Annotated in this window: 33 protein-coding genes and 1 pseudogene; 22 read left to right on the top strand and 12 right to left on the bottom strand. The window is 63.9% G+C overall.

Going from position 1 to position 26,110, the window contains the following annotated elements; genetic code table 11:
- Positions 1-25: 25 nt before the first annotated feature.
- Genes BW949_RS09645 through BW949_RS09635 form a run of 3 tightly spaced genes read right to left on the bottom strand, consistent with a single transcriptional unit; the run spans position 26 to position 4,906 of the window.
- On the bottom strand, positions 26-3,121 hold the full coding sequence (locus BW949_RS09645) for an efflux RND transporter permease subunit (RefSeq protein ID WP_076365545.1): 3,096 nt from the start codon (positions 3,119-3,121) through the stop codon (positions 26-28).
- Complete coding sequence (locus tag BW949_RS09640; protein ID WP_076365543.1) at positions 3,118-4,416, bottom strand: efflux RND transporter periplasmic adaptor subunit; 1,299 nt, start codon at positions 4,414-4,416, stop codon at positions 3,118-3,120. Before BW949_RS09640 ends, BW949_RS09645 begins: the two co-directional genes overlap by 4 nt.
- 4 nt (positions 4,417-4,420) lie before the next feature.
- Entirely contained in the window at positions 4,421-4,906 is a 486-nt protein-coding gene (locus BW949_RS09635; protein ID WP_083947700.1) for a cytochrome b, read from the bottom strand.
- Positions 4,907-5,000: 94 nt separating this feature from the next.
- On the opposite strand from BW949_RS09635, the gene BW949_RS09630 reads away from it, so the two are divergent.
- Together BW949_RS09630 and BW949_RS09625 are read left to right on the top strand one after the other, a co-directional pair.
- Positions 5,001-5,609: a TetR/AcrR family transcriptional regulator gene (locus BW949_RS09630; protein WP_076365542.1), complete on the top strand. Its 609-nt coding sequence runs from the start codon at positions 5,001-5,003 to the stop codon at positions 5,607-5,609.
- Positions 5,606-5,983, top strand: coding sequence for a hypothetical protein (locus BW949_RS09625; RefSeq protein ID WP_076365540.1), 378 nt, complete (start codon positions 5,606-5,608; stop codon positions 5,981-5,983). The genes BW949_RS09630 and BW949_RS09625 overlap by 4 nt, the downstream gene beginning before the upstream one ends.
- Here the strand turns inward: BW949_RS09625 and BW949_RS09620 are convergent.
- Positions 5,962-6,375 (bottom strand): Rrf2 family transcriptional regulator, encoded by a 414-nt coding sequence (locus BW949_RS09620; protein ID WP_076365538.1) that lies wholly within the window; start codon positions 6,373-6,375, stop codon positions 5,962-5,964. The two genes, BW949_RS09625 and BW949_RS09620, sit on opposite strands and share 22 nt — an antisense overlap.
- 104 nt (positions 6,376-6,479) lie before the next feature.
- On the opposite strand from BW949_RS09620, the gene BW949_RS09615 reads away from it, so the two are divergent.
- The 7 genes from BW949_RS09615 to BW949_RS09585 all read left to right on the top strand — a co-directional run bounded on the left by BW949_RS09615 (position 6,480) and on the right by BW949_RS09585 (position 12,604).
- Positions 6,480-6,992, top strand: a complete 513-nt coding sequence (locus BW949_RS09615; RefSeq protein WP_076365536.1) for a hemerythrin domain-containing protein — start codon at positions 6,480-6,482, stop codon at positions 6,990-6,992.
- On the top strand, positions 6,967-7,518 hold the full coding sequence (locus tag BW949_RS09610; protein ID WP_076365534.1) for a DUF2478 domain-containing protein: 552 nt from the start codon (positions 6,967-6,969) through the stop codon (positions 7,516-7,518). The genes BW949_RS09615 and BW949_RS09610 overlap by 26 nt, the downstream gene beginning before the upstream one ends.
- Positions 7,515-8,030 carry a ubiquinone anaerobic biosynthesis accessory factor UbiT gene (gene ubiT, locus BW949_RS09605; RefSeq protein ID WP_097177035.1) on the top strand — a complete coding sequence of 172 codons (516 nt, stop codon included), beginning with the start codon at positions 7,515-7,517 and terminating at the stop codon, positions 8,028-8,030. The genes BW949_RS09610 and ubiT overlap by 4 nt, the downstream gene beginning before the upstream one ends.
- Entirely contained in the window at positions 8,027-9,025 is a 999-nt protein-coding gene (ubiU, locus tag BW949_RS09600; RefSeq protein WP_076365532.1) for a ubiquinone anaerobic biosynthesis protein UbiU, read from the top strand. Before ubiT ends, ubiU begins: the two co-directional genes overlap by 4 nt.
- 5 nt (positions 9,026-9,030) lie before the next feature.
- A complete protein-coding gene (ubiV, locus tag BW949_RS09595; protein ID WP_235816263.1) occupies positions 9,031-9,942 on the top strand; it encodes a ubiquinone anaerobic biosynthesis protein UbiV in 912 nt (303 codons plus the stop codon).
- A gap of 18 nt (positions 9,943-9,960) precedes the next feature.
- Entirely contained in the window at positions 9,961-11,163 is a 1,203-nt protein-coding gene (locus tag BW949_RS09590; protein ID WP_076365528.1) for an NnrS family protein, read from the top strand.
- 607 nt (positions 11,164-11,770) lie between these two features.
- Positions 11,771-12,604, top strand: coding sequence for a protein NO VEIN domain-containing protein (locus tag BW949_RS09585; protein WP_076365526.1), 834 nt, complete (start codon positions 11,771-11,773; stop codon positions 12,602-12,604).
- A 3-nt stretch (positions 12,605-12,607) separates the two neighbouring features.
- Here BW949_RS09585 and BW949_RS09580 read toward each other — a convergent pair whose 3' ends face one another.
- The 4 genes from BW949_RS09580 to BW949_RS09565 are packed head-to-tail and all read right to left on the bottom strand — an operon-like array spanning position 12,608 to position 15,022.
- The gene (locus BW949_RS09580; RefSeq protein WP_076365524.1) at positions 12,608-12,988 is read right to left on the bottom strand and encodes a hypothetical protein; all 381 of its coding nucleotides are present in this window, start codon (positions 12,986-12,988) and stop codon (positions 12,608-12,610) included.
- Positions 12,988-14,310, bottom strand: a complete 1,323-nt coding sequence (locus tag BW949_RS09575; RefSeq protein WP_076365522.1) for a recombinase family protein — start codon at positions 14,308-14,310, stop codon at positions 12,988-12,990. The genes BW949_RS09580 and BW949_RS09575 overlap by 1 nt, the downstream gene beginning before the upstream one ends.
- Positions 14,307-14,807, bottom strand: coding sequence for a DUF2924 domain-containing protein (locus tag BW949_RS09570; RefSeq protein WP_076365520.1), 501 nt, complete (start codon positions 14,805-14,807; stop codon positions 14,307-14,309). Before BW949_RS09570 ends, BW949_RS09575 begins: the two co-directional genes overlap by 4 nt.
- On the bottom strand, positions 14,804-15,022 hold the full coding sequence (locus BW949_RS09565; protein ID WP_076365518.1) for a hypothetical protein: 219 nt from the start codon (positions 15,020-15,022) through the stop codon (positions 14,804-14,806). Before BW949_RS09565 ends, BW949_RS09570 begins: the two co-directional genes overlap by 4 nt.
- Before the next feature lie 403 nt (positions 15,023-15,425).
- On the opposite strand from BW949_RS09565, the gene BW949_RS09560 reads away from it, so the two are divergent.
- The 3 genes from BW949_RS09560 to BW949_RS16815 are packed head-to-tail and all read left to right on the top strand — an operon-like array spanning position 15,426 to position 17,839.
- Positions 15,426-16,247 carry a TIGR04255 family protein gene (locus tag BW949_RS09560; RefSeq protein WP_076365516.1) on the top strand — a complete coding sequence of 274 codons (822 nt, stop codon included), beginning with the start codon at positions 15,426-15,428 and terminating at the stop codon, positions 16,245-16,247.
- Complete coding sequence (locus BW949_RS09555) at positions 16,244-16,972, top strand: helix-turn-helix domain-containing protein (RefSeq protein ID WP_083947698.1); 729 nt, start codon at positions 16,244-16,246, stop codon at positions 16,970-16,972. Before BW949_RS09560 ends, BW949_RS09555 begins: the two co-directional genes overlap by 4 nt.
- A 12-nt stretch (positions 16,973-16,984) precedes the next feature.
- Entirely contained in the window at positions 16,985-17,839 is an 855-nt protein-coding gene (locus tag BW949_RS16815) for a hypothetical protein (protein ID WP_143524436.1), read from the top strand.
- 63 nt (positions 17,840-17,902) lie between these two features.
- On the opposite strand, the gene BW949_RS09540 is transcribed toward BW949_RS16815, so the two are convergent.
- Positions 17,903-18,580 (bottom strand): XRE family transcriptional regulator, encoded by a 678-nt coding sequence (locus BW949_RS09540; protein ID WP_076365508.1) that lies wholly within the window; start codon positions 18,578-18,580, stop codon positions 17,903-17,905.
- A gap of 109 nt (positions 18,581-18,689) precedes the next feature.
- On the opposite strand from BW949_RS09540, the gene BW949_RS09535 reads away from it, so the two are divergent.
- The 8 genes and pseudogenes from BW949_RS09535 to BW949_RS17720 all read left to right on the top strand — a co-directional run bounded on the left by BW949_RS09535 (position 18,690) and on the right by BW949_RS17720 (position 22,404).
- The gene (locus BW949_RS09535) at positions 18,690-19,373 is read left to right on the top strand and encodes a hypothetical protein (RefSeq protein WP_076365506.1); all 684 of its coding nucleotides are present in this window, start codon (positions 18,690-18,692) and stop codon (positions 19,371-19,373) included.
- 213 nt (positions 19,374-19,586) lie between these two features.
- Positions 19,587-19,793, top strand: a complete 207-nt coding sequence (locus BW949_RS09530) for a helix-turn-helix transcriptional regulator (protein ID WP_007425318.1) — start codon at positions 19,587-19,589, stop codon at positions 19,791-19,793.
- Positions 19,790-20,155, top strand: a complete 366-nt coding sequence (locus BW949_RS09525; protein WP_076365504.1) for a hypothetical protein — start codon at positions 19,790-19,792, stop codon at positions 20,153-20,155. Before BW949_RS09530 ends, BW949_RS09525 begins: the two co-directional genes overlap by 4 nt.
- A 27-nt stretch (positions 20,156-20,182) precedes the next feature.
- A complete protein-coding gene (locus BW949_RS09520; protein WP_179747544.1) occupies positions 20,183-20,404 on the top strand; it encodes a hypothetical protein in 222 nt (73 codons plus the stop codon).
- On the top strand, positions 20,386-20,835 hold the full coding sequence (locus BW949_RS17340) for a phage portal protein (RefSeq protein WP_097177036.1): 450 nt from the start codon (positions 20,386-20,388) through the stop codon (positions 20,833-20,835). Before BW949_RS09520 ends, BW949_RS17340 begins: the two co-directional genes overlap by 19 nt.
- Positions 20,836-20,903: 68 nt before the next feature.
- Positions 20,904-21,011 (top strand): annotated as a pseudogene (locus BW949_RS17805) (head-tail joining protein); the annotation flags it as partial.
- On the top strand, positions 21,008-21,637 hold the full coding sequence (locus tag BW949_RS09510; protein WP_076365500.1) for a DUF6441 family protein: 630 nt from the start codon (positions 21,008-21,010) through the stop codon (positions 21,635-21,637). The pseudogene BW949_RS17805 and the gene BW949_RS09510, both read left to right, overlap by 4 nt.
- Positions 21,638-21,711: 74 nt before the next feature.
- The gene (locus BW949_RS17720) at positions 21,712-22,404 is read left to right on the top strand and encodes an AraC family transcriptional regulator (RefSeq protein WP_076365498.1); all 693 of its coding nucleotides are present in this window, start codon (positions 21,712-21,714) and stop codon (positions 22,402-22,404) included.
- Here the strand turns inward: BW949_RS17720 and BW949_RS09500 are convergent.
- Both BW949_RS09500 and BW949_RS09495 read right to left on the bottom strand, forming a co-directional pair.
- Positions 22,366-22,704, bottom strand: coding sequence for a DUF1801 domain-containing protein (locus BW949_RS09500; RefSeq protein WP_083947697.1), 339 nt, complete (start codon positions 22,702-22,704; stop codon positions 22,366-22,368). The genes BW949_RS17720 and BW949_RS09500 overlap by 39 nt on opposite strands.
- Before the next feature lie 4 nt (positions 22,705-22,708).
- Positions 22,709-23,170, bottom strand: a complete 462-nt coding sequence (locus tag BW949_RS09495; protein ID WP_235816262.1) for a VOC family protein — start codon at positions 23,168-23,170, stop codon at positions 22,709-22,711.
- Between the two features lie 73 nt (positions 23,171-23,243).
- Here BW949_RS09495 and BW949_RS09490 point away from each other — a divergent pair, with 73 nt between their 5' ends.
- Positions 23,244-23,693 carry an acyl-CoA transferase gene (locus BW949_RS09490; RefSeq protein WP_076365496.1) on the top strand — a complete coding sequence of 150 codons (450 nt, stop codon included), beginning with the start codon at positions 23,244-23,246 and terminating at the stop codon, positions 23,691-23,693.
- 242 nt (positions 23,694-23,935) lie between these two features.
- On the opposite strand, the gene BW949_RS09480 is transcribed toward BW949_RS09490, so the two are convergent.
- On the bottom strand, positions 23,936-24,967 hold the full coding sequence (locus tag BW949_RS09480) for an IS110 family RNA-guided transposase (protein ID WP_179747545.1): 1,032 nt from the start codon (positions 24,965-24,967) through the stop codon (positions 23,936-23,938).
- Between the two features lie 120 nt (positions 24,968-25,087).
- Between BW949_RS09480 and BW949_RS09475 the strand changes: the two genes are divergently transcribed.
- Positions 25,088-26,032: a phage tail tube protein gene (locus BW949_RS09475; protein WP_076365489.1), complete on the top strand. Its 945-nt coding sequence runs from the start codon at positions 25,088-25,090 to the stop codon at positions 26,030-26,032.
- The last annotated feature ends 78 nt before the right edge of the window (positions 26,033-26,110 follow it).

The following is a 26,110-nucleotide window of genomic DNA, read 5'->3' as shown; positions in this document are numbered from 1 at the left end:
TTCCTTTCGATCGGTTGGTTCAGGGTCAGCTCGGAAACGAGCGCGGATCAGGGGCCTTTCGCCGGAGATCCTCGAGCACCGCGTAAAAGGCAGGGAGAACGACGATCACCAGCACGGTTGAGGCCAAAAGGCCGAACACCACTGCAATCACCAGAGGTTTCAGGGTCTGCGCCTGGGTCGATGCCTCGAACAGCAGCGGCGCCATGCCGATGATGGTGGTGGACACCGAAACGAAGATCGGCCGGAAGCGGCTGCGGACAGCTTCTCCGGCAGCGATCGTCGTTGATTTCCCCTCGGCCTGACGCGACTTAATGACCCCGACCAACAGGATCGCGTTATTGACCACGATTCCTGCCAGCGAAGCTGCCCCGACGAGCGAGGGCATCGAAATATTGTAGCCCATCAGGACATGGCCCCAGATCACGCCCAGAAAGGCCAGCGGGATCGTCAACATGACGATGATCGGTTCGACGTAGCTGCGGAACTGGAAACTCAGCACCACGTAGACCCCCACAAGGCCGATGAGAAAGCCGCGCAGGATCGAGGCAACGGTTTCGGCCGAATTCGCGGCCTGACCGCCGATATCGAAGCCGAGCCCCGGAACCTCGCGCGCGAGGCCGGGCAGGAAGTCAGCGGCAAGAAGCGCCGTGATCGCATCCGCATTGCCGATGCGACCGTCGACATCAGCTGAAATCGTCAGGGTTCTCAGACCGTTGCGCCGGGTCAGGCTGCCCCAGCCTCGCGCCTCTTCGATCGATGCAACGGTCGACAACGGCGCAGTTTCGCCGCCCGGAAGCGCGATTTCGAGCGCCGCCAGGTCGCTGCGTGTTTCGCGATCCGACTCCGTCAGCAGGACCTCTACGTCCCAGGCGTCGTCGCCACGCCGAAGTTCGACCAATTGGGTGCCCAGAAAGGCCGCGCGCAACTGCCCCGCGACGTCAGCGGCCGTGAGGCCCAGGGACTCGGCTCCCGACGCGAGCGAAAGTCGAAGCTCCGGGGCGCCCGGTCGCAGGTCGACGATGGCGTTGCGCACGCCAGCATAGGTCTCCAGCTCGGCGAGGGTTGCACGGCCGGCGGCCTCAAGAACGGTCAGGTCGGGATGGGTCAGGCGCAGTTCGACGGCGATACCCTGCGGCCCGATGCCCGGTTCGGTCACGACAAGCGATGTGACACCCGCCAGGGAGCCGATCTCCTCGCGCCAGAGCGCAACGATTTCGTCGAGTGTGCTAGTCCGGATTTCCGCGCCCAGCAGGTCGACGGCCACGGTTGCGACATGGGCCCCCACCTCGCCAGCCGACAGGTTACGGCCCATGCGGGTGATGCGGCGCAAGATCAGGTGTTGGCCGTCTGGCTGAGTTGGTGAAAGCTGGGCGTTCACCCGGTCGATGGCATTTTCGACCTGACCGACGGCCTCGGCTGTGCGGGAGAGCGGAGTGCCGGCGGGCAAGATCAGGCGTGCTTCCAGCACATCCCCGTCGATTTCCGGCATCGCCTCACGCTTGACGATGCCGCCGCCAAGGGCGCCAAAGGTGACCACGAGGGCACCGATCGAAAGACCAACCACCAGCCAGCGCGCCCGGATGGCCAGGTCGGCCAAGCGGCCTACTCCGCGTTCGCGCATGACCTCGAAGGCACGGTCGAACCGGAGACGGAATTTCGAGGGTGGGCGATCCTTCAGGCTGCCTTTCAGATGATGGGGCAAGATCAGGAACGCCTCGACCAGCGACGCGGCGAGCGCGGCCAAGAGGACGACCGGCAGGACCTCGAGAACGGCGCCCAGTTCGCCGGCAAGAAAGGCCAGCGGAAGAAAGACCGCAAGCGTTGTCAGGAAAGAGGACACCACGCCGGGGGCAACGCTGGCAACGCCGGCGACCACGTTTTCGAGCGTGGCGCCCTTTGCCGTTTCGACCGCGATCGCTTCGGCAATGACGATGGAATCGTCCATGACGATCCCGATCGCCATCAGGAGCGCGACAAGCGTCATCATGTTCAGGCTCAGGCCGGTCAGGCCCATCCACAGGAATGCGCCGGCAAAGGCGACCGGGAGCCCCATCGCCGCCCAGATGGCAAACCCCGGCCGGAAGAAGAGGCTCATGACCACAACGACCAGCACCAGCCCCATCACCCCGTTCTGGACCAGCATGACCAAACGGTCGCGGATGATCGACGTCACATCCTGGACGACTTCGACCTTCAGGCTTGCGGGAAGGCGCGCGGTTTCCTCTGCCACCAGGTCCGTCACCGCATCCAGAACCCGCAAGGCGTCGGCGTTCAGCGCCTTGGCGACGTCAATCAGGATTGCAGGGACCCCATCCAGGGTTACCCGGTCGTATGTCGGCTCGAATGTCTCTTCTATCTCGGCGACATCACCCAGCGTCAGTGTAGCCCCGTTCTCGAGTGCAAGGACAGGTATTCGGGAAAGCCCCGGTATCGTTTCGCGTTCGGCGGCAAAGCGCAGCGTCAGGTCGGCGTCCGGCCCTTCGAGCGTGCCAAGCGGCAGGTCGACGTTCTGCGCGGCCAGCGCTGCGGCCAAGCTGGCCGGTGTCAGGCCATGGGCCTCCAGGACATCGGTCTGCGCGCTGATGCGAATGGTCCGCGTCCCCAGACCGGACCGCGTCACGCGGGCAACGCCCTCCATGGCTGCCAGCCGATCCGAGAGCGCTTCGGCGTAGAGATCGAGTTCGGTCAACGGCAGGTTGCCCGACACGGCGACCGATGTCACTGGATCGGTGCGATGCAACTCCCGGACGATGGCCGGATCCGCGCGTTCGGGGAAGCTGTCGATCGCCGCCACTTCGGTGCGCAACATGTTCACGAAACGGATCGGATCGTTGCCGGGCGCCATCGTGGCAACAGCCCGCGCCCGGCCGGTCTGGGCAGTACAGGTGAAAGTCTCAAGGCCTTCCACGCCCTGAACACCGTCCCAGAGCGGCGCACAGATAGCGCTTTCCACATCTTCGGCCGCAGCGCCCCGATAGGGGACGGTCACCTCTGCTTCGACGGCTCGAAAATCAGGGAAAGTCTCGCGCAGCAAGCCGGGTGCGGCAAAGCTGCCAGCTGCCAGGAACAGCAGCAGAAGTAGGTTGGCCGCTGTTGGGTGCCCCGCAAACCAACGGATCATCGCGCCACCTCGACGGGCGAGAGAGAAAGGCCCGGAATTGCGGGTGCAATGGCGTCGATCACCACGCGTTCACCCGGAACCAGCCCTTGCGCGATCACGATGCGCCCATCCTGCGCAAATCCCGGTGTGACCTGCCGCAACTCCAGCCGGTCATCAGCGTCCGCAACCAGCACGATCCCACCATGCAATGCCGCCTCCGGGACGGTCACAACCTCCAAGAGGGGCGCGCCGGTCAGCGCAATCCTGACCTGCATGTTGGGCACGAGCGGGAGACGGTTCGGCGGATCCGCACTCTCGTAGGGATCGGCGATGGTGACCACCACCGGCACGGTTCGCGCCCGTGCATCCAGTGCCCCTTCAACCCGCGTTACCCGCCCTGACCAGATCTGACCCGGATCGGCTATTGGGCTGACCGCAACGTCGATCGAGTCGGCTGGTCCCTCGCGCATCGCGTCCTGCAATTCGACCCCCTCAGGCAAACCGGGGATCAGACGACGAAACGCATCGATGGGGAGGTGTGCAACGACTTCAACCGCGTCCAGGCCATCCCCGCGTATGACGATCTGGCCCGGATTCACGGACTGGAACAATTCGATTGCCACTTCAGTCACCCGAAGATCGAAGGGCGCGGTCAAGGTCGTCCGATCCAGAGACCGTCGCGCCCGGTCGGCGGCCGATTCCGTGCGCGCGATCTGCGCGTCCAGCCTCTGTTCCCGTGAAGGAACGAGCGAGAGGGTGTTTTCGAGTTCGGTCACCGTGCGTCGAGCCAGCAGGGTGGCGCGCTCGGCTTCGTCGGCCCGGGTCTGTGGAACGGTTCCCTGCGACACGAGCGTCCGGGTTCTTTGGAGATCCGCCTCGGACAGAGCGAGCCGCGCTCGTTCCAGTTCGAGAATGCGCGACGTGTTTGCGGCTTCGATCTCGATTTGACCGCGCTCGGCCCGCAAGGCCGCAAGATCTGCCTCAGCTTGTCCAAGGGCAAGCTCATAGTCGGCAGGGTCGATGCGCAAAACCTCGGTTCCGGCGGGGATCATGCGGCCCTGTTCCAGATCAGGGTGGCGCCAGATGACTTCGCCTTGAACCTCGGCCACGGCGACCCAGGTCTCAGCCGCCCGCAAGTTTCCCCAGACCGACGAAGCGGGCCTGATCGTCTGTTGCGCCACCGTTTCGACGCGAACGGAAAGTCCCGCTGCGGTGGCGTCCACCTGTGCGGGGCCTGGTGCATTGCCGATCAGCCAGGCTGCGGCCGCTATTCCTAGGACGATGGGCGGAACGGCGAGGAAGGGACCAATGCGCATGGGTTCAATCCTGCGGCCGGCGCATGCGCGTCAGGATGCCATCCCGCAAGACGAACTGATGGTACAGCGCGCCCGCGACGTGCAGGGCAATGAACGCAAGAAGAATCACTTTCATTACGTTATGGCCTGATGCCGCAGCTTCGACGCCGCCGAACCATGCGACCGATCCGCTGATCGGCATCAGGAACATCAGCGCGTACAGCCCCAGATGCACCACCTTGGCCAGCGTCTTCTGAGACGATGAGCCGGACTGCGGTGGCACCCCGCGCCGGGCGCGCAGCACCAGACGCCAGATTGCGAGGCCAAGCACCAGGGCTCCGCCCACAACGTGCCCGAGAACGAGCGGATCGAAGGCAACCTCGACGCCTTCTGATGCCCGCTCCCAAGCGGAAGAAATCGCGTCTTTGAACAGGTATTGCTGCGAGACGAGGGCGAAAGCAGACCAGTGGAGGACGATCTGAGTTCGAGAGTATCCGGCAAGGGGCTGCATGGAGATCCTTCCTGCGGGGTTGGCGACTCGAAGTCGATGTTGCAATCTGCATGAATGTATGTGAGTTATAACTCACTCACAAGAGGCTACCCCCATGCAACGCAGAAGCGCGGAAGACAGGAAGTCGCAAATCATCGCGCAAGTGCTTAGACTGGCATCGGAAATCGGGCCGGATCGCATGAGTACGACCGATGTCGCGCGCGCCGTTGGAATCAGCCAGCCCGCCGTGTTTCGTCACTTCCCTACCAAGGGAGACTTGTGGGTGGCCGTGGCGGAGGATGTCTCTGCCACCCTGAGGGAGCATTGGGCAACGGCCGAGACGCGGGCGCAGACGTCGCTGGAAAGGCTGCTTGGTCTGATCGGAGCGCAACTGGCCGCGATCACTGAAAGACCCGCGCTGCCTTCAATCCTGTTTTCGCGCGAGCTCACGGTGGACAACCCGCCGCTACGCGAGGTGTTCGACCGTCTACTCGCATCGTTTCAGTCACGACTTGCTGCCGCAGTCGGCGAGATGCAGTCCGAGGGTATGCTCAGTCAGGACATCGAAGCGAGAGATGCGGCAGTCCTCCTTGCCTCGATCGTGCAGGGCGTCGCAATCCGGTGGGCTCTCGGCAATCGCGGCTTCGACCTCGTCGGTGAGGGAAGACGCCTGGTCGAGGTTCAATTGACACTCATGAGCGCTGGAAAAGGAGGTGTGTCATGACTGGACGAAAGCGGGGTACACGGATCGCGGCGCTGGTCGCGATGGTCTTCGGCGGGCTTACGATTCTGTCGGGCGGAACGACGATCATGGGCGCCCTCGACATGGGGGCGGTTGTCCCATTCGTCCTGTGGTTCAACACCGCAGCGGGGTTCTTCTATGTCACAGTCGGCGTGGGGCTGTGGGTGGGGCGTGCCTGGGCCTTTCCCCTTGCGCTTGGCGTCCTCGTGGCCACCGTTCTGGTCTTTGCCGCCTTCGGCCTTCATGTCGTCCGTGGCGGCGCGTTCGAGATGCGCACCGTGGCGGCGATGACGCTGCGCTGCGCCGTGCTCGCCGGGGTGGCGCTCGCCGCGCGTCACGGCTCGAAAGGCCGATAGACGCAATCCGCAAGCGAACTGCGGTTGAGATCGGCGATGAAGGCAGCTTCGGCGCCGGCCAACCGCGCTTTCAGGCGGCAGTGCGGCGTCATTGTGCAGGTAGCACCGCCGGGCGAGAAACACTCGACAAGTGCCTGATCCGCCTCGAGGCGGGCAACGACATCGCCCAACAGAATCTCTTCAGCGCGCCGCGCGAGCACCGCACCCCCTCCGCCACCGCGCCGCGTTTCCAGGTAGCCTGCGGCCGAAAGCGTCGAGATCACCTTTGCCAGATGATTGCGCGACACACGGAACTCGTCTGCCAGTTCGGCAGTGGTGAAGGGTCTGTCCGGCGTGCCGGCCATTCGCATCAGCACGCGCAGGCCGTAATCGGTGAAGGACGTAAGGCGCAAGAGTCGGCTCCTGATTGGGCATTTACAATGCGCATTCATCGAGTGTATTCGGTATTTCAAATACCAAACCAACCCTGCCATGCCAAGAGACCGGATTCGTCACGATGAGTGAACTTGCAGACCCCGCCTCCGATCAGGCCACTGATGACTTGATTGCCCACATCCTGTCCCGGTTCCACGATGTCCATCGCTCGGATCTGGCGGTGCTGCATCCGTTGGCGCAAAAGGTCGAACGGGTCCATGCCGACGACCCGCTGGCACCGCGAGGTCTGGCGCAAACCCTGATGACGCTGTGGCGCGAGATGGAAGATCACATGGCCAAGGAAGAAAAGATTCTCTTTCCCGCCATGCGAGCGGGCGGCATGCCCGGGATCGAGCACCCGATCCGCGTGATGCGGGCCGATCACGATGATCACGCGGCCACCATCGCGCATATCCGCTCGCTGACAGCGAACCTGACCCCGCCCGACCATGCCTGCGGGTCATGGCGGGCGCTGTATGCGGGAACGGAAAAGCTGTTCGCCGACTTGTCGGCGCACATCGCACTCGAGAACGACGTGCTGTTCCCCCGGTTCGAGGAGGGTCGCCACAATGGCCATTGCGACTGTCACAGCTGAGGGCTTCGGCGCCACGGATCGCCTGTTGTCCGACGTCGTCGCCCGGCTGCAAGCCCAGGATTTACGCATCGTCGGTGCGCTAAGGCATGTCGCCGAGGACGGTACGGCCAGCCACTGCGACAGTGACCTGTGGCTGCTTCCTGACGGTCCGGCGGCCCGGATTACGCAGCAGCTTGGGCCCGGCTCCCACGCCTGCCGGATGGACGCCAGTGCCATGGAAGATGCCGCGTGTCTGGCCAGCTCGCGCCTGTCCGAACAGGGCGCGGACTTGGTCGTGTTGAACAAGTTCGGTCTGAGCGAGGCCGAGGGGCGCGGCTTTCGCACGATGATCGCGGAGGCAGTCGTGCAGGGTGTGCCGGTGCTGATCGGCGTTTCGCAGACCCACCGCGCCGCATTCGAACGTTTCGCGGACGGTCTGTCCGTGGACCTACAGTCGGATGCGGAGACCGTGTTCGACTGGTGCAGGGCGGCAATCCACCAGACAAAAGCGTCGCCCGAGGCTTCGGCAATGGAGATTGCGAAATGATATCGGTCACCGAACAGGCCAGTAGGACACGACTGCCGGGCGAAGGTGCCGTGGCGCGGCTGGCCTGCGCTGTAGTTCAACCGCTCCTGTCGCGCGTGGTGCGGCGCATTGCGGCATCCCATCCGTCGGTCTTTGCCCGGCTGGGCGCGCACCAAAGCACCGACTTTCTGATCGACCCGGTGGAACTGCCCTTCGCTCTGCACCTGCGCCCCGATCCGCGGGCGCTGGTCTTGCGTGCCGTGCCGCGGGACCGGATGCCCGAAGCGGGGGCGGTGATCCGTGGCAAGTTCCTCTTGCTGCTGGAGTTGATCGACTCCGAGGAGGATGGCGATGCCGCCTTCTTCTCGCGCGATCTGGAGGTGTCGGGCGACACCGAAGCGGTCGTGCGCCTGCGTAATGCGCTCGATGACATGGATGGCTCGATCGCGGAAGAGACCGCCGCGATGTTCGGGCGTCCCGGCCGGGCGATCCTGGCGCGATTGCGCAAGTCCTACGCGGAGGCCCGGACATGAGCCTTGCCGAGCTGATCTGCCCTGCCGGCACACCGGCAGCCTTGCGGACCGCCGTCGACGCCGGTGCCGACGCCGTCTACTGCGGCTTTCAGGATGCGACCAACGCGCGCAATTTCCCCGGGTTGAACTTTACGCCCGAGGAACTGGCCGCGGCTGTCGCCTATGCCCATGCCCGCGGCACCAAGGTGTTGCTGGCGCTGAACACCTATCCGCCGGCTGGCAAGGTCGATCTATGGCGACAGGCGGCCGATATCGGGGCACGGCTCGGTGTGGATGCCTTCATCGTGGCCGACATGGGCGTGGCCGACTACATCGCGCGGACCCATCCACAGGTCAGGCTGCATCTTTCAGTGCAAGCTGCCGCGTCGAGCCCTGAGGCCATCAGATATTACTGTGAGAACTTCGGCGTGAAACGGGTCGTGTTGCCGCGTATCCTCACCATCCCGGAGATCCGCCAGATCCGCACGGAAATCCCCTGCGAGATCGAGACCTTCATCTTTGGCAACCATGGCCTGATGGTCGAGGGACGGTGTAGCCTGACGAACTACCTTACCGGCCAGTCGACCAACATGGACGGGGTATGCTCTCCGGCTTCGGACGTGGAGTACCGGCGCGAGGCGGACGGTTCGATGTCCTCGCAGCTGGCGGGTTTCACCATCGACTGCTTCGGTCCCGAAGAAAAGGCTGGCTATCCCACAATCTGCAAGGGGCGATACCGGACCGACCACCGCGAAGACGCCTACTACGCCTTCGAGGAACCGATCAGCCTCAACCTTTCGCGGCTTCTGCCGGAACTGATCGACGCGGGCGTGCATGCCTTCAAGATCGAAGGAAGGCAGCGGTCGAAATCCTATGTGCGCGGGGTGGTTTCGGCCTTTCGCAAGGCGGTGGACGACATCCGCGCTGGGCGGCAGGCGGATATCGCCGATCTGGTAGCGCTGACCGAGGGGCAGAAACAGACCCAAGGCGCCTTCGAGACCAAGAAATGGCGGTAGACAAGATGACGAAGCTGACACTCGGACCCCTCGCCTATCACTGGTCTTCAGACCGTCGCCGTGACTTCTACGCCCGCATCGCCGACGAGGCGCCATTGGACGAGGTCTATCTGGGCGAGGTGATCTGTTCGAAACGCGCGCCCTTCCAAGAGGCCGATTTGCCCGCGATCATCGAGCGGCTCGAGCGGGCCGGCAAGACGGTGATCCTGTCCTCGCTGGCCGAGGTCATGCTGAAACGCGAACGCAAGGCCACCGCCGATCTCGCCGAGCTGGACACCCCCGAGATCGAGATCAACAATGCCGCGGGCCTTTTTGATCGCAGCAGCCGTCCGCACAGAATTGGCCCCTTCATGAACGCATATAACGAGGCGACCATCGGCTGGATGGCTGGCAAGGGCGCCACCCATGTGACCCTTCCAACCGAGTTGCCGGGCGAGGCCATGGCTATCGCGGCCAGCGCCGCGCGCGGGCTGGGGTTGGGCGTCGAGGTGCAGGTGTTCGGACGCGCCTCGCTCGCCGTCTCGGCGCGCTGCTATCACGCGCGCGCCCATGGCCGGACCAAGGACAATTGTCTCTTTGTCTGCGAGGATGACGCCGACGGCATGCCGCTCTGCACCACCGACGACAGGCCGATCCTGCGAGTAAACGGCATACAGACCCAGTCGGAAACCTATATCAACTTGCTGCCTGAAACGGGACGGCTCATCGCGGATGGCCTCACCCACCTGCGGCTGATGCCGCAATCGGTCGACATGGTGGAGGTGGCCTCTGTCTTCCGCAGCGTTCTGGACGGGGCGCGCGATCCGCTCGAAGCGGAAACCGCGCTGCGTGAAGCGTGCGGCGAAGTCAGGTTCTCCAACGGTTTCTATCACGGCCAGGCAGGGTATCGGCGGATCGCCAACGTGGTGCCGGTCTAGCGGCGGACAGGCAGAGCCATGACTACGACAACTGCAGACCAGATGCGTGCCTGGCACGGCCCGGCAATCCTATCCTACGGGTTCCGCCCATTCTTTCTCGGCGGTTCGTGTTGGGCCGCGATGGCAATGGTTCTCTGGATCGCGATGCTGACAGGGTATCTGGCGCTGCCTACGGCGTTCGATCCGGTCAGCTGGCACGCCCATGAATTCCTCTATGGTTATCTGGGCGCCGTGGCCGCGGGTTTTCTGCTCACGGCCGTGCCAAACTGGACGGGCCGGTTGCCGATCGTCGGCTGGCGTCTGGGCGGCCTTGCTGCGCTGTGGCTGGCCGGACGTCTGATGGCGGCGGTCTCGGGCGGTCTGCCGGTCTGGCTGGTGGCGGCAATTGACCTCGCCTTTCCGCTGGTCCTTGCACTTGCCATCGGTCGTGAGATCATCGCCGGGAGGAACTGGCGAAACCTGATCGTCCTGGCGATGTTGACGGTCCTGGCACTGGGCAATGCGGTATTCCATTGGGAAGCTGCGAACGGCTACCATGCGGCGCAGGGCGCGGGTCTAAGGATTGGACTTGGTACCGGAATCATGATGATCGCCGTTATCGGCGGACGGATCATCCCGTCGTTTACCCGCAACTGGATGGTTCGGCGTGGTGAGGCATTCCTGCCTGTGCCGCCCATGCAGAGGTTCGACCGATTGGCATTGATCGCGCTTCTGGCGGCTCTTCTGGTTTGGGTAATCCGACCCGAAGCGATTGCCAGCGGGATTGCCTTGCTGGTGGTCGGCGGGATGCATCTGGTTAGACTTGCCCGTTGGCGTGGCCACCGGACCTTTGCCGAGCCGCTGGTCCTTGTCTTGCATGTAAGCTACCTTTTCCTGCCGCTGGGTGCGCTGGCGATCGGAGCCGAGATCCTGTTACCTGGCACATTCGGGCAAGCTGCCTCCCTGCACCTCTGGACGTCGGGAGCCATCGGCATGATGACCCTCGCGGTGATGACCCGGGCAACCCTGGGTCACACCGGGCAGGCACTTACGGCCGGGTCCACAACGGTTGCGATCTATGTCTCCATAGCGCTTGCGACGCTCGTCCGGGTCTGCGCCGGCTACTGGCCCGAGGCCGCATCTTGGCTGCACCCTCTCGCCGGGCTGGCCTTCGTATTGGCCTTTATGGGGTTCGCCCTGGCCTATGGTCCGGCTCTGCTTCGCCCCCGGCGAAGGAACTGAGAACCGGGTAGGCAATTCACGCCATGTCCGTTGCCAGCAGTCCATTCCGATTGCTGGACAGGGCAGTGGGTAACCTCCTTACCGGATGCTTGCCGACGCAAGGGTTTGGGTCGTAGTCGTTTGACGATGGCGGCGAAGGTCGCAACTCCCCGCAACGCGCCTGAGCCTGTGCATGGATCGGGTGGAGAAGGTTTGAAGTCAGGCCCATCCCCTCCGCCATCACCCCTGTTGCGAACATGGACAGGCGCCCATCGCGACGCGGAAATAGTCGTGTTTTCAAAGGGCTTTGCCTCCCCCATGCGACCCTCTGAGACTGCGCGCCAAGGCCATTCCGGGCTCTGAACGGCGGTCCGTCTCTGTTCGGGCGAACCTCGTCGAATTCGGTTCGGTCGGATTTTTTCACGCTTTTCCAATGGTCTGAGTTTCAACTCCGCAAAAACTTCGCCCCCTGTTTCCATCGCCTTCGTGGGGAACAGAGCCGCAACGGGCGGTAGGCGCAGCCGCTGGGTGCACTGGCCGAATGGCGCGTAGCGATGGCGGTGATTTGCCCGGGAAAACTCCGGAAAACGTTGATGACAGAAGGACTTCCCGTCCGTAGCCTGGCGCAATGTCGAACGGGCCCTGGACGGATGAAGAGAACGATCTGATCGTCGCAGATTACTTCGCGATGCTGGTCGACGATCTCGCGGGGAAACCCCTGAACAAGGCGGCATCATATCGACAGCTTACAGACCGGATCGATCGGTCCGCAAAGGCAATCGAATACAAGCACCAGAACATCAGTGCCGTGCTCAAGGCGCTGGGTGAGACCTGGCTGACTGGCCTCGCACCCGCCTTCAACTTCCAGAGCTCGCTTGAGGATGCCGTTCTGCGATGGATGAACTCGCATCCGGAGTGGGTCCTGCGGGCCCCCGGCAACCGACCGCCCACCGGCCTTCACGATGCGGCGCAGATCTGGATCGGGCCGCCGCCGACGCTATCGAACCAGCCACCACCGCAGGAGCTGGACCTGATGTTGCGGATCGCCAGGAAGTCCGACGTTGCCGGCCGCGATGAACGTAACCGTGTCCTTGGCCGCGCGGGAGAGGAACGCGTGCTGGCCTACGAGCGGTCGGTGCTGCGGTCAGCGGGGCGCGATGACCTGGCAAGCAAGGTTCGCTGGGTGTCGGAGGAGGACGGGGATGGTGCCGGCTACGACATTGCCAGCTTCGAGCGGGACGGCCGGTCGCGGCTGATCGAGGTGAAGACTACGAACGGCTGGGACCGGACACCATTTCACATCACGCGCAACGAACTGGCCGTGGCCGAAGCGCGGCGCGCGGAATGGTGCCTGTTCCGGCTGTGGAACTTCTCACGCGAGCCCAAGGCGTTCGAACTGCGCCCTCCACTCGATGCCCATGTCTCGCTGACCGCGACATCGTATCGGGCGAGCTTTAACTGAAGCTCAGTCGAAAACTCGCCCTGGCTGTTCGTCCCACGGCAGGGACGCCACGAAGCACAGGTCGTAGATGCTGAGCGTCGAGGGCTCGCGGTGGACGACCAGCCGCTCCAGCACCTCAGGCGCCAGCCACGCAAGCCGCAGGAGGCGGCTGACATAGCGGTCGGACAGGCCCTCGTCGGCGGCGAGATCGGCGAGCGTGGCGACATCGCCGCGTTCCAGCCGCTGCCGCCAGCCCCATGCGCGGCCGATGGCGCGCAGGAGGTGCGGATCCTGCCCACGCCCCATGGCGGCCTCGACGTGCTTCGGCGGAAGGATCCGGGGGCGACCACCGCGACGGCGCAGTTCGAGCGGAATGTGGACGCGCAGAGTTTCGGGCTCGGGCATCAGGCCACCTCTTTCTTCGGCGGGGCCATCAGCGCGGCGATGGCGCCGAGGCCCTCGTGGCGCAGGTCGATGGCGAGGCCCGCCTCGCTCACCGTGATGCGCGCGACCAGCAGCTGGACGATGCGCGCCTGCTCGGCCGGGATGAGCGCCTTCCACAGGTCGTCGAACTGCGCCAGCGCGGCGACGACGGTGGTTTCGTCGAGATCAGGGCGCTCCTTTCGGACTGCCCGTGCCGTGCGCGCCGCAACCTCGGGCGTGCGCAGCATCCGGCGGATTTCGCCGATGACGGCCTCCTCGACCATGGCACCGGGCAGCCGCTGCGGCCCGCGCAACTCGGCCGCAGGGCGTTTCCGGATCACGTCCATCGAGGTGTAGTAACAGTAGCGCTTGCCCTTCCGCTTGGTGTGGTGGGGCGTCATCGCGGCACCGGTCTCGGTGAAGATCAGCCCGCGCAGGAGCGCCGGCTGCGCCGCGCGTGCCACCGCCCCGCGGGCGACGCGGTTGTTGGCGATGACCGCGTGCACCTCGTCCCACAGCTTCTGGTCGATGATCGCCTTGTGCTCGCCCGGGTATTCCTCGCCCTTGTGGACCGCGAGGCCGAGATAGACCTTGTTGTGCAGGAACTTCAGCAGGTAGCCCCGGTCAAACACCGCGCCGCGCTTGGTGCGGATCCCGCGCGCATGCAGCTCCTTCAGCACCTGCGCCGTGGAACTCGAGCGAGCATAGAGGCGGAAGATCGTTCGGACCTGTTCCGCCTCGGCTGGCTCGATCACCAGCTTGCGGTCCTTCACGACATAGCCGAGCGGAACCGGCCCGCCCATCCACATGCCCTTCCGGCGCGAGGCCGCAAACTTGTCGCGGATGCGCTCGCCGATCACCTCGCGCTCGAACTGGGCGAAGCTGAGCAGGATGTTCAGTGTCAGCCGCCCCATCGACGTCGTGGTGTTGAAGGACTGGGTGACCGAAACGAAGGTGACGCCATGGCGGTCGAAGATCTCCACCAGCTTCGAGAAATCCATCAGCGCGCGGCTGAGGCGGTCGATCTTGTAGACCACCACCACGTCGATCAGCCCGGCCTCGATGTCGGCGATCAGCTGCGCTAAAGCGGGCCGGTCCAGCGTCCCGCCAGAGAAGCCGCCATCGTCATAGCGGTCGCGCAGCGCCACCCAGCCCTCGGCGCGCTGTGAGGCGATGTAGGCCTCGCAGGCCTCGCGCTGCGCGTCGAGGCTGTTGAACTCCATGTCGAGCCCTTCCTCGCTCGACTTGCGGGTGTAGATGGCGCAGCGCAGGCGGCGGACGGGTTCGGGCTTGGTGCGGCTCATGGGCCGGCCTCCGCGCCATGGGCCAGCCCGAAGAACTTCCACCCGTTCCAGTGACTGCCGGTGATCGCGCGCACCGCGGCCGAGAGCGACTTGAAGCGCCGACCCTGCCATTCGAAGCCGTCGGTCAGCACGGTGACGACCTGTTCCTCGCCCTGCCATTCCCGCACCAGCTTGGTGCCGGGAATCGGGCGGCGGGGATCCGCGATCAGCGGTCCCGGCGTACCCGAGGCGACCTCGGCCGCCAGCGCGTCCAGCGTGCGGCGCGTGGCAGGCTTGATGCCACCGTGGGCGAGTTCCTGGATGCGGTAGCCGATCCGCAACTCCAGGTTCCCCCGGCTGGCGTTGGGGGCGTGCTCGCCGAACATCACCCGCCACTTGCCCTGCAACTCGGGCACCGTCATCGCCTTAAGAGCCGCCAGCTCGGCCAGGACGTCGATCCCCTCCGCCTGGCGCGCGAGCACAGCCTTTGCGGCTGATTTTCTTGTGTTTTTCCTCATGCGTCGTCTCCAACTCGGTTTTGCACCTGTCTCCGACGACGGCGTCTGAGGGCGAGAATGTCCAGCGAACTGTCTCCGTCGAACGGAGAATTCTCGTTCGTTTCCCGTGGGTTGGCCCGCGCGATGGCGCTGGCGAGGATGCCGGCCAGTTCCGCGAGCCGCTCATCGGTGGTGAGCGTCTCGGCCGGAGGCGCGAAGGCGATGTCGTCTGGCATGGGGAGCGAACCTCCTGAGGCGGTTTGCTCCGTGTTCACCGCGCGTGGCGGGGGAATTCAAGTCAAAACAGGGAGTTGTCGTAGCGCGGAGTGGCAGAGCGAAGCCAGTGGGGTTAGCTTCCGCAGCTGTCTCCGAACATGTTCGCCCGGCCGAAGATCGAATGAGTAGATGAACATTGCCGACCAGCGCACACAGTGTCCTTAGGGTACCCACTCTCCTGACCGGCGAGCCGCGAAAGCGGGGGCATGCCCAAACGACCGCGACAAAATCATTGGGGCCAGCCCTTGTTCAGCGGGCGCACGGCCGGACAACGATTTCTAAAGGACTCGGCCTTAAATTTGGCCACTTCACACTCTACTTCACATGGTGTAGCGTTGCGAAAACAGCGAAGCAGGGGAGATCATGGCTGACAGGATCGTAGACCCACTCCTCGGGCAGCCACCCGAGCGGGTGCAGCTTGATGCTGCGCCGTTGGTCCGTGTCCTGGGCCAAGTTCAGTTCCCGAAAATCATCAAGATTAGCTCAGAACAGCATATTGGAGACTTCCAAGAGGCTATCCGGAAGTCCTACCCTTTCATTGAAAGGGATGCGGCGCAGTCTGTCCAGCTGAACTTCGATGGAGGTGGCGTAAAGAGCTCAGCAACCGAGGAGGTTATCTGGCGGTTTTTTGATAACAGTCGGCAATGGCGGGCTTCTCTAAGTCCATCAGCATTAACCTTGGAAACCACTAAGTACACGTCCCGCCAAGAGTTTCTTGATCGGTTTCAGTTTCTCATAGAGGCACTGGGAAAAGCAATTCAGCCCACGATCGCAACGCGTGTCGGCTTTCGTTATGTGAACCGACTGGATCGCCCGCAGGACATTCAAGATCTAGAGCAACTGGTTTGCCCAGATCTTGTAGGACTGCTTTCCGCTACGCTTCGCGAAAAGGTTGAGCTCACGGTCTCTCAGGCGCAATGCGCTACGCTGGAGGGCAGGCTTTTGGTTCGATGGGGCCTGCTCCCAGCTGGAGCCACGCATGACCCAGACATGGCCCCACCGGTGAATGCACGTAGCTGGATGATGGACATAGATTCGTTCACCACTTCTGGTCTTCCAGCTGACGGTTTTCACACAGGCGATATCGTCAGCAAGGTCGATACTATGGCCAACCGTGCCTATGCATTTTTCCGCTGGAGTGTAACTGGAGAGTTCTTGAATAGATTTGGGGGGGATACGAAATGATGCCGTCAGTTTGCACCGCAGTTGCACTTTCGATGACTCCGTCCGCGGCAGTGCACCTGGGCCAATGGGATCAGGCCACGCAGTTCGATACCGTCATTTCGCTATTTCCTGCTATGCCGCCCACATCCGCATCTGTTGGAGGGCTCGTGGACTTTGCTCAGTTTCTGCCCTCCGAAGCGAAGGCTTGGGGTGGTTTTGAGCGGGGCTCGAGCGGCGGCTTCGACCTATCGACACTGATTGAAGTCACTGATGACAGTTGGTCGGGAGTTCATCTTGTAAGGGAATTGCGCCAGCTCTCTGGACTAACTTGGCAGCAGGCTGCTGATCTGGTTGGCGTGAAGCCGCGCACCTTGCATAATTGGGCGGCCGGGCAAACGATTGCTGAAAAGAACCTGCGAAGGCTTGGGGAAATTTTGGCTGTTCTGCGTCACATTGACCAGGGATATGCGGAAGCCAATCGGGATCTTCTCCTGAACGCGTCGGTCGACGGAGATACCATATTCGCCCTCATGGAGAAGGGGGAGTTTGACCAAGTTATGTCGCACGTTGGTAGCGGCATCGGGCGAACCAAGTCGAAAGCGGCCCTCCCGCAAGTCACACTCGAAAAGTGGGGTGCTGAGCATTTTGGCACAGCCCTGTCTGTAGCCGTCGAAGACTTGGATGGAGAGATTATTCCAAGTCGGCCAACGGGTAAGCGGCAAGCGAAAGCACGACGGAAGGGCTAGTGGGGTGCCAACTTGGCCGAGCATGACGATCAAGCCGCTACCAAACCTCTGTCAGAATGGCGCCAAGGTGATTTTGCACTCGGCGTCGGTTCGTTCTTGTTCGGAGATCTTCCCGAAGAGGGCGATCAAGAGAGCATTGGCGCCTTTTTCGATGATGTCGATCCAGCTGGCTTCGTGGTCGTGTCGCAGACTTGCGATATCGTCAGTGACCCCAGCAAGTTTGGCTTTGTAGCCGTTTGTCCACTGGTTCAAGTGGACAGTGCTCGGATCAAAGATATCGCGCGCGGAAGAGCTCCACGTCTTGGTTTCGTCGAGCACGCTCCGGATGGTTTTGTGGCGGACTTGGCTCGCCCCATGACTATAAGCAAACAGCTCTTGGTATCTTGGGAGCGACGCAAAGGGTTCTCGGATCCAAATCAGGCCCTCGAGTTCTCTCGAAGTCTTGAGCGCACATTCGGTCGCTTTGCCTTTCCCGACGCCTTCAACGAATCCATTCGTCCACTTCTGGCCAAGGTAACCTCCAAGTACGGGAAACCGGATTCGCCATTGGGCAAGGCACTTCGATCACTCGCAGAGCTTCGCGTCCGGCCCTCAAACGATTGGGAAGCTGGCGACATCCGTGTGCAGTTCTTCCTTATCTTCGAGCCGAAAGAAAAACGCATCTTAGAGCCAGCCGAAATCAAGGAGCAGTTCGAGTCTGTCTTAAAGGGATTGCCTTGGCAGGGTGGCTTCTTGCCCGATGATCCGCTCGTAAGAATTGGCGACTATGACGATTTCCTTGCGCGGGATTACGTTGAAAGCTTTCCCCTCGATGTAAACGCGCTTTCGTTCGCGGCGGCGTATTCGCAAGAGCAAACGCAAGACTAGGCACCTACGGAGGATGCCAAAGATGGGGGTGGTTACGGATTCGACCTACCCGGGAATGGTCACTCAGATCTCCCGCGCGAACCAACGGATGCGGCCGACAATGTGGATTTCGTCGGCCGTTCGTTCGTATTCGGGGTAGTGCTTGTTGTCGGAGATGACGCGCACCGCGGGCGGGTCGCTGTTCGGGATGTGCTCGAGCCGCTTGGCCACCAGCCCCATCCCGTCGTCCAGCACGAAGATGCCGGGCGGGTTGGGTGCGCGGCGGGTCATGTCTACCAGCACCGCGTCGCCGCTCAGCAGCGTCGGCGCCATGCTGTCCCCCTCGACATGCATGATGCGCAGTTGCGACGGGCTGGCCTTCAGGCTGTTCCGGATCCAGGAGCGACGGAAGTGATAGACACGGCCGGGGGTGTCGCCATCCTCGGTCACGACCGCGCCCCCGCCCATTGCGGGGCGCGGGGTGGCATGCGCGATGGCGACGAAGGCGTCGTCTGGGTTGTCCACGAAGGGGGGCGTGCCTTCGATCTCGCCGATACCGTGGATCAGCCAGTCGCGGTCCACCTTCAGCACGCGGGCCACCTCGGCCAGTCGGTCGATGCCGGGGCGCGCAGAGCGGCCGCGCAGGATGTCGTAGACGAAGGAGCGGTTCACGCCGGCCATCTCGGCGACATGGGCAGGCGTCAGGCCGAGCTGATGGGCGCGGGCCCGCAGGCGGTCGGCCAGGGTGTGCTGCTCGGTCATGTTTTCCCCAAGGGTATGTGGATGAAATAGGATAAAACAGGATTGATGCGGACCCGTCAAGCGATTAGAACAAAACCTAAACAATCGCACATGGGAATCGGGGGTCCGGATGGAGATCGAGAAGTCGTATTTCACCCTGCCGGAGATCCTCGAGCGCTGGTCCATGTCCGAGGCGGACCTCGTCTACCTCGCCGAGAACGACCAGCTGCGGCTGTCGATCCGGGTGTTCAACCTCGCGGTCGAACTCGGTGACTACGAAGAGACGCCAGAGAGGGAGCGATTCTCCGTCCCCTTCGAGCGGGGCCCGTTCAACGGGCTCCTGGATCTCCACGCCCATGACGTCTTCCAGCTGTTCCGGCATGGCGAGGTGAAGCTCAGCCGCTTCCGCTCGCACAAGGCCGACTATGCCTGCCTGACAGGTGAGCCCGAACACATCACCGTGCGCCAGCGTGATCTTTTCCTCAGGCGGGACGAGCGTGGCCGCTTTGAGGCTGAAACAGGATTCGCCGGAGCGGCTGCCGGCCCACGACCCGGCGCGTTCCATGCCTCCGCCGACTACCAGGACGTCCGTTGCAACGGTCAGCACTTCCGGCTGGGCGCGATCCAGGCGCAGGTCGTGCGCGCGCTGCACGACGCGGCCGGGCGCGGCGAGCCCTGGCAGAGCGGGAAGGCGATCCTCGCCGCCGCGGGCTCGCGCAGCCTCAAGATGTCCGATGTCTTCAAGTCGAAGAAGAACTGGCGCCTCCTGATCGAGTCGGACGGCCGCGGCGCCTATCGCCTGCTCGGGCTCTGAGCCCGCGCCATCCCCGCCCCTCCGCGCGCCCACGCGATCCCCTCTGTGGGATGCTCCGGGGGATGAGAGGGGGATGGCGATCCCCCACCGAGCCGTTCTTCCTTGGATTGAAAGGCTCCTGACAATCCCCCTCTGCATCCCACTCCGATCCTGACGACATCCCCTCGCGGGATTTCGCATCGTGCTCCTGACAAACGACACCGGGAGACGACGATGCAGCAGAAGACCTGCCTCACACAGAAGGAACTGGCGCGGCGCTGGACGATCTCGCACCGCACGCTCGAGCGCTGGCGATGGGCCGGGGAAGGCCCCGCCTACATGAAACTAGGCGGCCGGGTGGTCTACCGGCTCGAGGACATCCTCGCCTTCGAGAAGGACCAGCTCACGCACACCGCCGACAGCGCGCGGGGGGCGGCATGATGGAGCGCCGGTCCACCATCCACGGCAGCCGCGTCGTGTCGATCTTCGGCGCCGCCGGTCCCGCACTCGACGAGGTGGGGCTCGCCGCCTGGATCGCGCAGGCTGCCCCGGGCGAGGCGCTGGTCTATCACCGCGGGTTCCTCGCCGTCGACGCCACCGGCGCCGTCTCGAACCTCACGCCCGAGCGCCAGCGCACCCTGCGTGGTGTCGCCGCCGCCGCCCTGCGCGCCGCCGAGCAGCGGCTCGTCCACCTCGTGCAGGCCCGGCTCGGCCCCGACCACTTCGCCTACATCGCCGTCGCCCGGCCGAAGCCCGGTCCCGCCGGCGCTGCCCTTTCGATGCGCCTCCTCGAGGCCGCCTGACCGCATCCCCCCATCACGGAGATCCCCATGCCGTTCCCCGAGAACACCCCCTCTATCGACGAGCTGATCAATTTGCCCGCGGGCGAGATCGCCCAGCTTCCCGTCGAGCTCCTGGCTGTCCTGCAGCGCGAGATCGACGCCGCCGCAAAGCAGATGAAGGCTGTCACCGCGCGTTTTTCCACCGCGCTCGAGGTCCGCTACGCCACGCCATCGCATCGGTGGCGCCGCGCATGGCCGCCCGCCGCGTGATGGCGCGTCAGGCCTTCGAGACGCTCACGCGGGGCTATGACGGGGCGGCGCGCGGGCGGCGGACCGAGGGCTGGCGTGCGCCGGGATCGTCGGCCGACACCGAGATCGGCGTTGCCGGTGCGCTGCTGCGCGACCGGATGCGGGATCTCGTGCGCAACAACCCGCATGCGGCCAAGGCCGTCGCAGTGCTGGTCAACAACATCATCGGCGCGGGCATCAGGCTCGATGCGGCGAGCGAGACCGCCTGGTATCTGGCGGCCAGCCCCAACCAGATCGACACCATCGAGTATGCCTATCTGGAGGGCCAGCAGGGCGCCTACATCGAGACGCGCAACGGCTTCGACGTCGACGGCGTCGAGATCAAGTGCCGCCTCGACTTCGGCGCCAAAGCGATCGACTGGCGCGGTCTCTACAAGAACCCGGGCGCGTAACCAGCCCCCCAACATGCTGAACCCTGACATGCGGGCGGTCCTGACGGGCCGCCCTTCGTCTTTCCACGAGGATCGGCGACCGCATCGAGATCGACGATGATGCTTTCCTCATCCAGGGCGAGCCCGTCCGCGACCGCGAGCGGCTGGTCTGGACCGTGGATCTGCGCCCGACATGAAACTGAAGCTCGACATCGATCCCGACATCGTCGCGATGATGGCGGCGGAGGTCGCGGCGGGCGAACGCGCGGTGACGGCGGCCATGCGAGAGGCCGGGACCGGGCTGAAGACGGCGTGGCGGCTGCAGATCACCGGCGCGGGGCTCGGCACACGGCTGGCCAATTCGATCCGGAGCCAGAACTTCCCGAGGTCGGGCGAGAGCCTGGACGCCGCGGCGCTCGTCTGGTCCAAGGCTCCGGTCATCGTGGGCGCGCACGACACCGGCCCGCTGATCCGCTCTAAAGACGGGTTCTGGCTGGCGATCCCGTTGCCCGCCGCGGGCAAGTCCCTCCGCGGCGGCAGGATCACGCCCGGCGAATGGGAACGGCGTCGCGGGCTCCGCCTGCGCTTCGTCTATCGCCGGACGGGCCCGAGCCTCCTGGTCGCCGAGGGGCGGCTGAACACGAAGGGTCAGGCGGTGGTGTCGCGCTCGAAGACCGGGCGCGGAAAGGTCACCGCGCCGATCTTCCTGCTGGTGCCGCAGGTGAAGCTGCCAAAGCGGCTGGACCTCGCGCGGGATGCAGACCGGGCGTTGGATGGTGTGCCGGGGCTGATCGTGGCGAACTGGGTGGAGGAAAAGTTGTAGCGCCAGCAACGCGTGACGAAGCTGCCGTTGTTTCGTTCTGGATCAATGGCAGCTACGCGCTTATTTTAGCGGGTATGTCTGCATTGACCAAAGCTAACTCTGACCGCGTTCATCGCTGGACCTACACTGCCGAGGCAAACGAAGTTTCGGTGGTTCTTCCCGATGGATGTGTCGATCTGGTTGTTTTGTCCTGCGGCAGGTCGGGACGAGAAGTTCCTCACATCACTGACTGGGACTTAGCGCCAAGGTTGGTCAGGCTCGACGCAGGAACCAGCCTGACTGGATACCGTCTACGGCCTGGCATAACTCTGGACCTTGCCGAATTTGAGATCGCGGGTCGTGACCTATCGACCCTTGAGACAGAGATCGAAGACCGGACGCGGCATGACCAGGAGGTTTCGGAGATCATTGAAGCCCTTTGTCTGCCGGAGAACAGCGTTTATCGCCTAGCTCGTCAACAGGGCGTATCGGAAAGAACACTGCAACGTCGGTTCAGTGACCTGTCGCTTCCAACTCCGGCCTTCTGGCGGCAGCTGGGGCGGGCTCGGCGGGCGGTTCAGGCCCTGCCGTGTCGCGTTCCGCTTGCCGAGATCGCGGCGCACTATGGCTATAGCGACCAGGCCCACATGACACGAGAGTTCGTGCGGTGGTTCGGGCGGACGCCCGCCCAACTCCGCCGTAACCCGGCTGCCATTACCGATCTGGCACAACCCGGGCTTGGAAACTGGTCAGGGGAGATCGGTCTTGAGATCGCGGGCCTGACGTAGGAAATCCTCGCATCGCTTTCCAGCGATATCGGACAGACTGGAAAGCTTGATATGACGCCGATGCTTTCCTGCGCCTTCGAGCACTTTCGCCGGATCGTCCAGTTGGGCGCCGTTGGTGAACTCAAGGGAGACGTGGCTCGTGTAGGCAAAGATCCCGCAAAACTGCGATTTGGGCTGCCCCGGCACGCTCTCGACCACTGTGCCCCCGTATTTCGCGATAAAGGCCACCTCCGGCTCGACCGTCACAACAATAGCCTTCAACCGCGCGACGATCTCAGCTGTTTCCAGCGCATCCATCATGGCCTCAACCCGGCAACTGCACTGCTGAACAGATTTCGATCAGATAACCATCTGGGTCCGCCACATAGGACGTTGTCTGTCCCCATGGTTCATCGCGCGTGTCCTGAATAGGCGTGGCACCCGCGTCTATGGCTCGTCGAAGGGCGGCGGCCACATCGTCAGTCTCGAAAGCGATCTCGAACGTGGGAGCATTAGCTTCTGGCGAAGCCGGGTTCTTGTCCAGCTGGCGCATTAGTTCTCTGGAGGAGAATGCCAGTTTGGTTTCACCCGTAATCAACTCACCATAGTCGCCACCTTCGTGCATGAACCCACGTTTCAACCCAAACGCCCTCTCGTAAAAGTCGAGCGACGATGGGACATCATCCACGTAGAGAATCGTGTAGCGAAAGATCATTTTTAGCGCCTCCAACAATGCCGCTACAATGCTAAGCCACGACGGAATGGCAGTCTTGAAGAAAGCCGACATTTATCGGCTACGCAGCATCGCGCACTCCGGGCTCGAAGCGGACCTTTTCTGCACCTGCACAATAGAGTGAACCATGTCCAGCCCACGCGAAGCCATCCTCGCCGCGCTGCATGCGCGGCTCTCGGCGCTGCCCGCCACCGCCCTGCGCGGCGAGGTGCTGCCAGAGCGCGTGCCGGCCGATGGCCTGCTGATCCTGCGCGACGGCGAGCCGGGCGAGCCCGAGGTCACGTTGTCGCCGCTTTCCTACCACTACCAGCACCGAGCCGAGATCGAGGCCGTTGTGCAGGGCGCCGACCGTGACGCCGCCTTCGACACGCTGACCGCCAGCATCGGCGCGGCGCTCGCAGCCGACCGCACGCTCGGCGGTCTCTGCGACTGGGTCGAGGCGGAAGCGCCGAGGCCAGTCGATCTGCCGGTCGAGGGCGCGGCCAGCCTGAAGGCGGCTGTGATCCCGGTCGTCCTTCACTACACCACGGCCGACCCGCTTCTGTGGTTGCCGCCCGAGATGCAAGGAGGAAATTGAGCAGATGAACAGGTGATCGAGCGCGGTCTTCTGTCAGGCCTCATCGTTGCGGCCTTTCCATTTGCCGCGGGCCGGTATGGTGATCTGCGGATAGGGTCCAAATCTCGGCTAAGAACTCTGTCGGCCCCGAGCGGATCGCTGGTTTTCCCCATCCAGATCTCATCGATCATGTTGCCCATGCTGGTCGTCGCCTTCTCGCACCTCCTTCACACCGAAGCCGTGCCGCGGTCCGCCTGATAGCTTCAGACGGCAGCGGCCGGCGCCGGATTCCTGTAGTCCTCGCCGCGGGTCAGCATGGCCCAGATGGCGCGGGCCATCTTGTTCGCCAGCGCGATGGCCACCAGCATCTTCGGCTTGCGCTCGAGCATGCGCGCCAGCCACGATCCCTCCCGGATCGACTTTCGGCCGAGCCATGTCAGGCGCGACATCGCGCCGACGATCAGCTGGCTCCGGATATCGGCCTGGCCTGCCTTCGTGACCCTCCCGAGGCGCTGTTTGCCGCCAGTCGAGTTCTGCCGAGGCACGAGGCCGAGCCAAGCGGCGAAGTCGCGCCCGCAGCGGAAACTTTCGAGGGGCGGCGCGAAGGCCTCGATGGCGAGGGCCGTGACAGGGCCGACGCCGGGCATCGTCTGCAGCCGCCGTGCAGTTTCGGTGTCGTCGGCCGTGGACTTGATGCGCTTCATGAGTGCGTCGATCCGCGCCGTCTTCTCGGAGATCTGCTGGAGCAGGTCGCCGCAGATGTCCCGGACAAGGTCCGGGAGGTCATTGTCCGTGTCCTCGAGGATCGCCTCGATGCGCCGGAGGCTGGCGATACCGATCGGCAGAACGTGACCGTATTCGTAGAGGTAGGATCGCAGGGCGTTCACCAGCTCGGTGCGCTGATGGACGAGCTGTTCCCGTGTCCGGAACAGGAGCGCGCGGGCCTGCTGGTCGGTGCTTTTTGGCTCGACGAACCGCATCTCCGGGCGCTGCGCCGCTTCGACGATGGCTTCGGCGTCGGCAGCATCGTTCTTCTGCCGCTTCACGAAGGGTTTAACATAAACCGGGGCGATCAGCCGGACCTCATGACCGAGCGCGGACAGTTCCCGCGCCCAATGGTGGGCGCCGCCGCAGGCCTCCATCACGACGACGGCCGGGGCCTGCGCGGCCATGAAGGAGAGGAACTGCGCCCGCGCCAGCTTCCTGCGGAACTTGACCTGGCCATTCAGTGTCGCCGCATGGATCTGAAAACTGTTCTTTGCCAGATCGACTCCGATCATCGTATCTTTCGTCACGGTTGCCGTCCTTTCTGCTCAGTGGCTGTAAACACCACCAGATTGGCACATTGCGATGCCGTCGAGAGAGGGCGGCAACCCCCCCATCTCGGCTAACCCCGACTACCCGAGGAGAACACCATGGCACGAGCCCAGGGGGCGCGGGCGCTGATGGCGCTTGCGTTCGAGACGACCTATGGAACGCCGCCCGCCAGCGGCTTCACCCGCATGCCCTTCGCCAGCACCTCGCTGGGGGTGGAGCAGCCGCTGCTGAACTCGGAACTGCTGGGCTACGGCCGCGATCCGCTGGCGCCGATCAAGGACGCGGTGACGGCGGACGGCGATGTCGTCGTGCCGCTCGACGCCGAGGCCTTTGGCTTCTGGCTGAAGGCGGCCTTCGGGACACCCTCGACCACGGGTGCGGAAGCTCCCTACACCCACGAGTTCCAGTCCGGGTCCTGGGCGCTCCCCAGCATGTCGATCGAGACCGGCATGCCCGAGGTGCCGCGCTATGCGATGTATTCGGGCTGCGTGCTCGACCAGATCACCTGGCAGATGCAGCGCTCGGGCCTGCTGACCGCGACGGCCCGATTGGTGGCGCAGGGCGAGACGATCGGGACCACGACGAGCGCCGGGACACCCGCCGCGCTGGAGCTGAAGCGCTTCGGCCATTTCAACGGCGCGATCTCCCGCAACGGCACCGCTCTCGGCAATGTGGTCACGGCCGAGATCACCTATGCCAACAACCTCGACCGGATCGAGACCATCCGCAGCGATGGCCGGATCGACGGTGCAGACCCGTCCATCGCGGCGCTCACCGGCTCCATCGAGGTGCGCTTCGCCGACAGCACGCTGGTGACGCAGGCGATCAACGGCGATCCCTGCGAGCTAGAGTTCGCTTACGTCCTGCCCTCGGGCGAGAGCTTCACCTTCACCGTGCATGCCGTCTACCTGCCGCGCCCCCGGATCGAGATTTCAGGGCCACAGGGCGTGCAGGCCACCTTCGACTGGCAGGCCGCGCGCGACAGCGTCGTCGGCCGGATGTGCACCGCCACCCTCGTGAACGATGTGGAGTATCCGTTTTGATCAAGGGGCAATTTCGGCCCATTTTCGGTTATCCCGGATCAGGGCGTTGGCGAGGACGATGAGCTTGCGCATCACCGC

The organism is Phaeovulum vinaykumarii (assembly GCF_900156695.1).
GTDB lineage: Bacteria > Pseudomonadota > Alphaproteobacteria > Rhodobacterales > Rhodobacteraceae > Bieblia_A > Bieblia_A vinaykumarii.
The sequence above is the reverse complement of the archived record's forward strand: the minus strand, read 5'-3'. Positions and strand labels throughout refer to the sequence as shown.

Bases quoted from the DNA above. Each gene is read 5' to 3' on its own strand.
- BW949_RS09645 (WP_076365545.1), bottom strand. From the start codon at position 3,121: ATGATCCGTTGGTTTGCGGGGCACCCAACAGCGGCCAACCTACTTCTG.
- BW949_RS09640 (WP_076365543.1), bottom strand. From the start codon at position 4,416: ATGCGCATTGGTCCCTTCCTCGCCGTTCCGCCCATCGTCCTAGGAATA.
- BW949_RS09635 (WP_083947700.1), bottom strand. From the start codon at position 4,906: ATGCAGCCCCTTGCCGGATACTCTCGAACTCAGATCGTCCTCCACTGG.
- BW949_RS09630 (WP_076365542.1), top strand. From the start codon at position 5,001: ATGCAACGCAGAAGCGCGGAAGACAGGAAGTCGCAAATCATCGCGCAA.
- BW949_RS09625 (WP_076365540.1), top strand. From the start codon at position 5,606: ATGACTGGACGAAAGCGGGGTACACGGATCGCGGCGCTGGTCGCGATG.
- BW949_RS09615 (WP_076365536.1), top strand. From the start codon at position 6,480: ATGAGTGAACTTGCAGACCCCGCCTCCGATCAGGCCACTGATGACTTG.
- BW949_RS09610 (WP_076365534.1), top strand. From the start codon at position 6,967: ATGGCCATTGCGACTGTCACAGCTGAGGGCTTCGGCGCCACGGATCGC.
- ubiT (WP_097177035.1), top strand. From the start codon at position 7,515: ATGATATCGGTCACCGAACAGGCCAGTAGGACACGACTGCCGGGCGAA.
- ubiU (WP_076365532.1), top strand. From the start codon at position 8,027: ATGAGCCTTGCCGAGCTGATCTGCCCTGCCGGCACACCGGCAGCCTTG.
- ubiV (WP_235816263.1), top strand. From the start codon at position 9,031: ATGACGAAGCTGACACTCGGACCCCTCGCCTATCACTGGTCTTCAGAC.
- BW949_RS09590 (WP_076365528.1), top strand. From the start codon at position 9,961: ATGACTACGACAACTGCAGACCAGATGCGTGCCTGGCACGGCCCGGCA.
- BW949_RS09585 (WP_076365526.1), top strand. From the start codon at position 11,771: ATGTCGAACGGGCCCTGGACGGATGAAGAGAACGATCTGATCGTCGCA.
- BW949_RS09580 (WP_076365524.1), bottom strand. From the start codon at position 12,988: ATGCCCGAGCCCGAAACTCTGCGCGTCCACATTCCGCTCGAACTGCGC.
- BW949_RS09575 (WP_076365522.1), bottom strand. From the start codon at position 14,310: ATGAGCCGCACCAAGCCCGAACCCGTCCGCCGCCTGCGCTGCGCCATC.
- BW949_RS09570 (WP_076365520.1), bottom strand. From the start codon at position 14,807: ATGAGGAAAAACACAAGAAAATCAGCCGCAAAGGCTGTGCTCGCGCGC.
- BW949_RS09565 (WP_076365518.1), bottom strand. From the start codon at position 15,022: ATGCCAGACGACATCGCCTTCGCGCCTCCGGCCGAGACGCTCACCACC.
- BW949_RS09560 (WP_076365516.1), top strand. From the start codon at position 15,426: ATGGCTGACAGGATCGTAGACCCACTCCTCGGGCAGCCACCCGAGCGG.
- BW949_RS09555 (WP_083947698.1), top strand. From the start codon at position 16,244: ATGATGCCGTCAGTTTGCACCGCAGTTGCACTTTCGATGACTCCGTCC.
- BW949_RS09540 (WP_076365508.1), bottom strand. From the start codon at position 18,580: ATGACCGAGCAGCACACCCTGGCCGACCGCCTGCGGGCCCGCGCCCAT.
- BW949_RS09535 (WP_076365506.1), top strand. From the start codon at position 18,690: ATGGAGATCGAGAAGTCGTATTTCACCCTGCCGGAGATCCTCGAGCGC.
- BW949_RS09530 (WP_007425318.1), top strand. From the start codon at position 19,587: ATGCAGCAGAAGACCTGCCTCACACAGAAGGAACTGGCGCGGCGCTGG.
- BW949_RS09525 (WP_076365504.1), top strand. From the start codon at position 19,790: ATGATGGAGCGCCGGTCCACCATCCACGGCAGCCGCGTCGTGTCGATC.
- BW949_RS09520 (WP_179747544.1), top strand. From the start codon at position 20,183: ATGCCGTTCCCCGAGAACACCCCCTCTATCGACGAGCTGATCAATTTG.
- BW949_RS17340 (WP_097177036.1), top strand. From the start codon at position 20,386: ATGGCCGCCCGCCGCGTGATGGCGCGTCAGGCCTTCGAGACGCTCACG.
- BW949_RS09510 (WP_076365500.1), top strand. From the start codon at position 21,008: ATGAAACTGAAGCTCGACATCGATCCCGACATCGTCGCGATGATGGCG.
- BW949_RS17720 (WP_076365498.1), top strand. From the start codon at position 21,712: ATGTCTGCATTGACCAAAGCTAACTCTGACCGCGTTCATCGCTGGACC.
- BW949_RS09500 (WP_083947697.1), bottom strand. From the start codon at position 22,704: ATGATGGATGCGCTGGAAACAGCTGAGATCGTCGCGCGGTTGAAGGCT.
- BW949_RS09495 (WP_235816262.1), bottom strand. From the start codon at position 23,170: ATGTCGGCTTTCTTCAAGACTGCCATTCCGTCGTGGCTTAGCATTGTA.
- BW949_RS09490 (WP_076365496.1), top strand. From the start codon at position 23,244: ATGTCCAGCCCACGCGAAGCCATCCTCGCCGCGCTGCATGCGCGGCTC.
- BW949_RS09475 (WP_076365489.1), top strand. From the start codon at position 25,088: ATGGCACGAGCCCAGGGGGCGCGGGCGCTGATGGCGCTTGCGTTCGAG.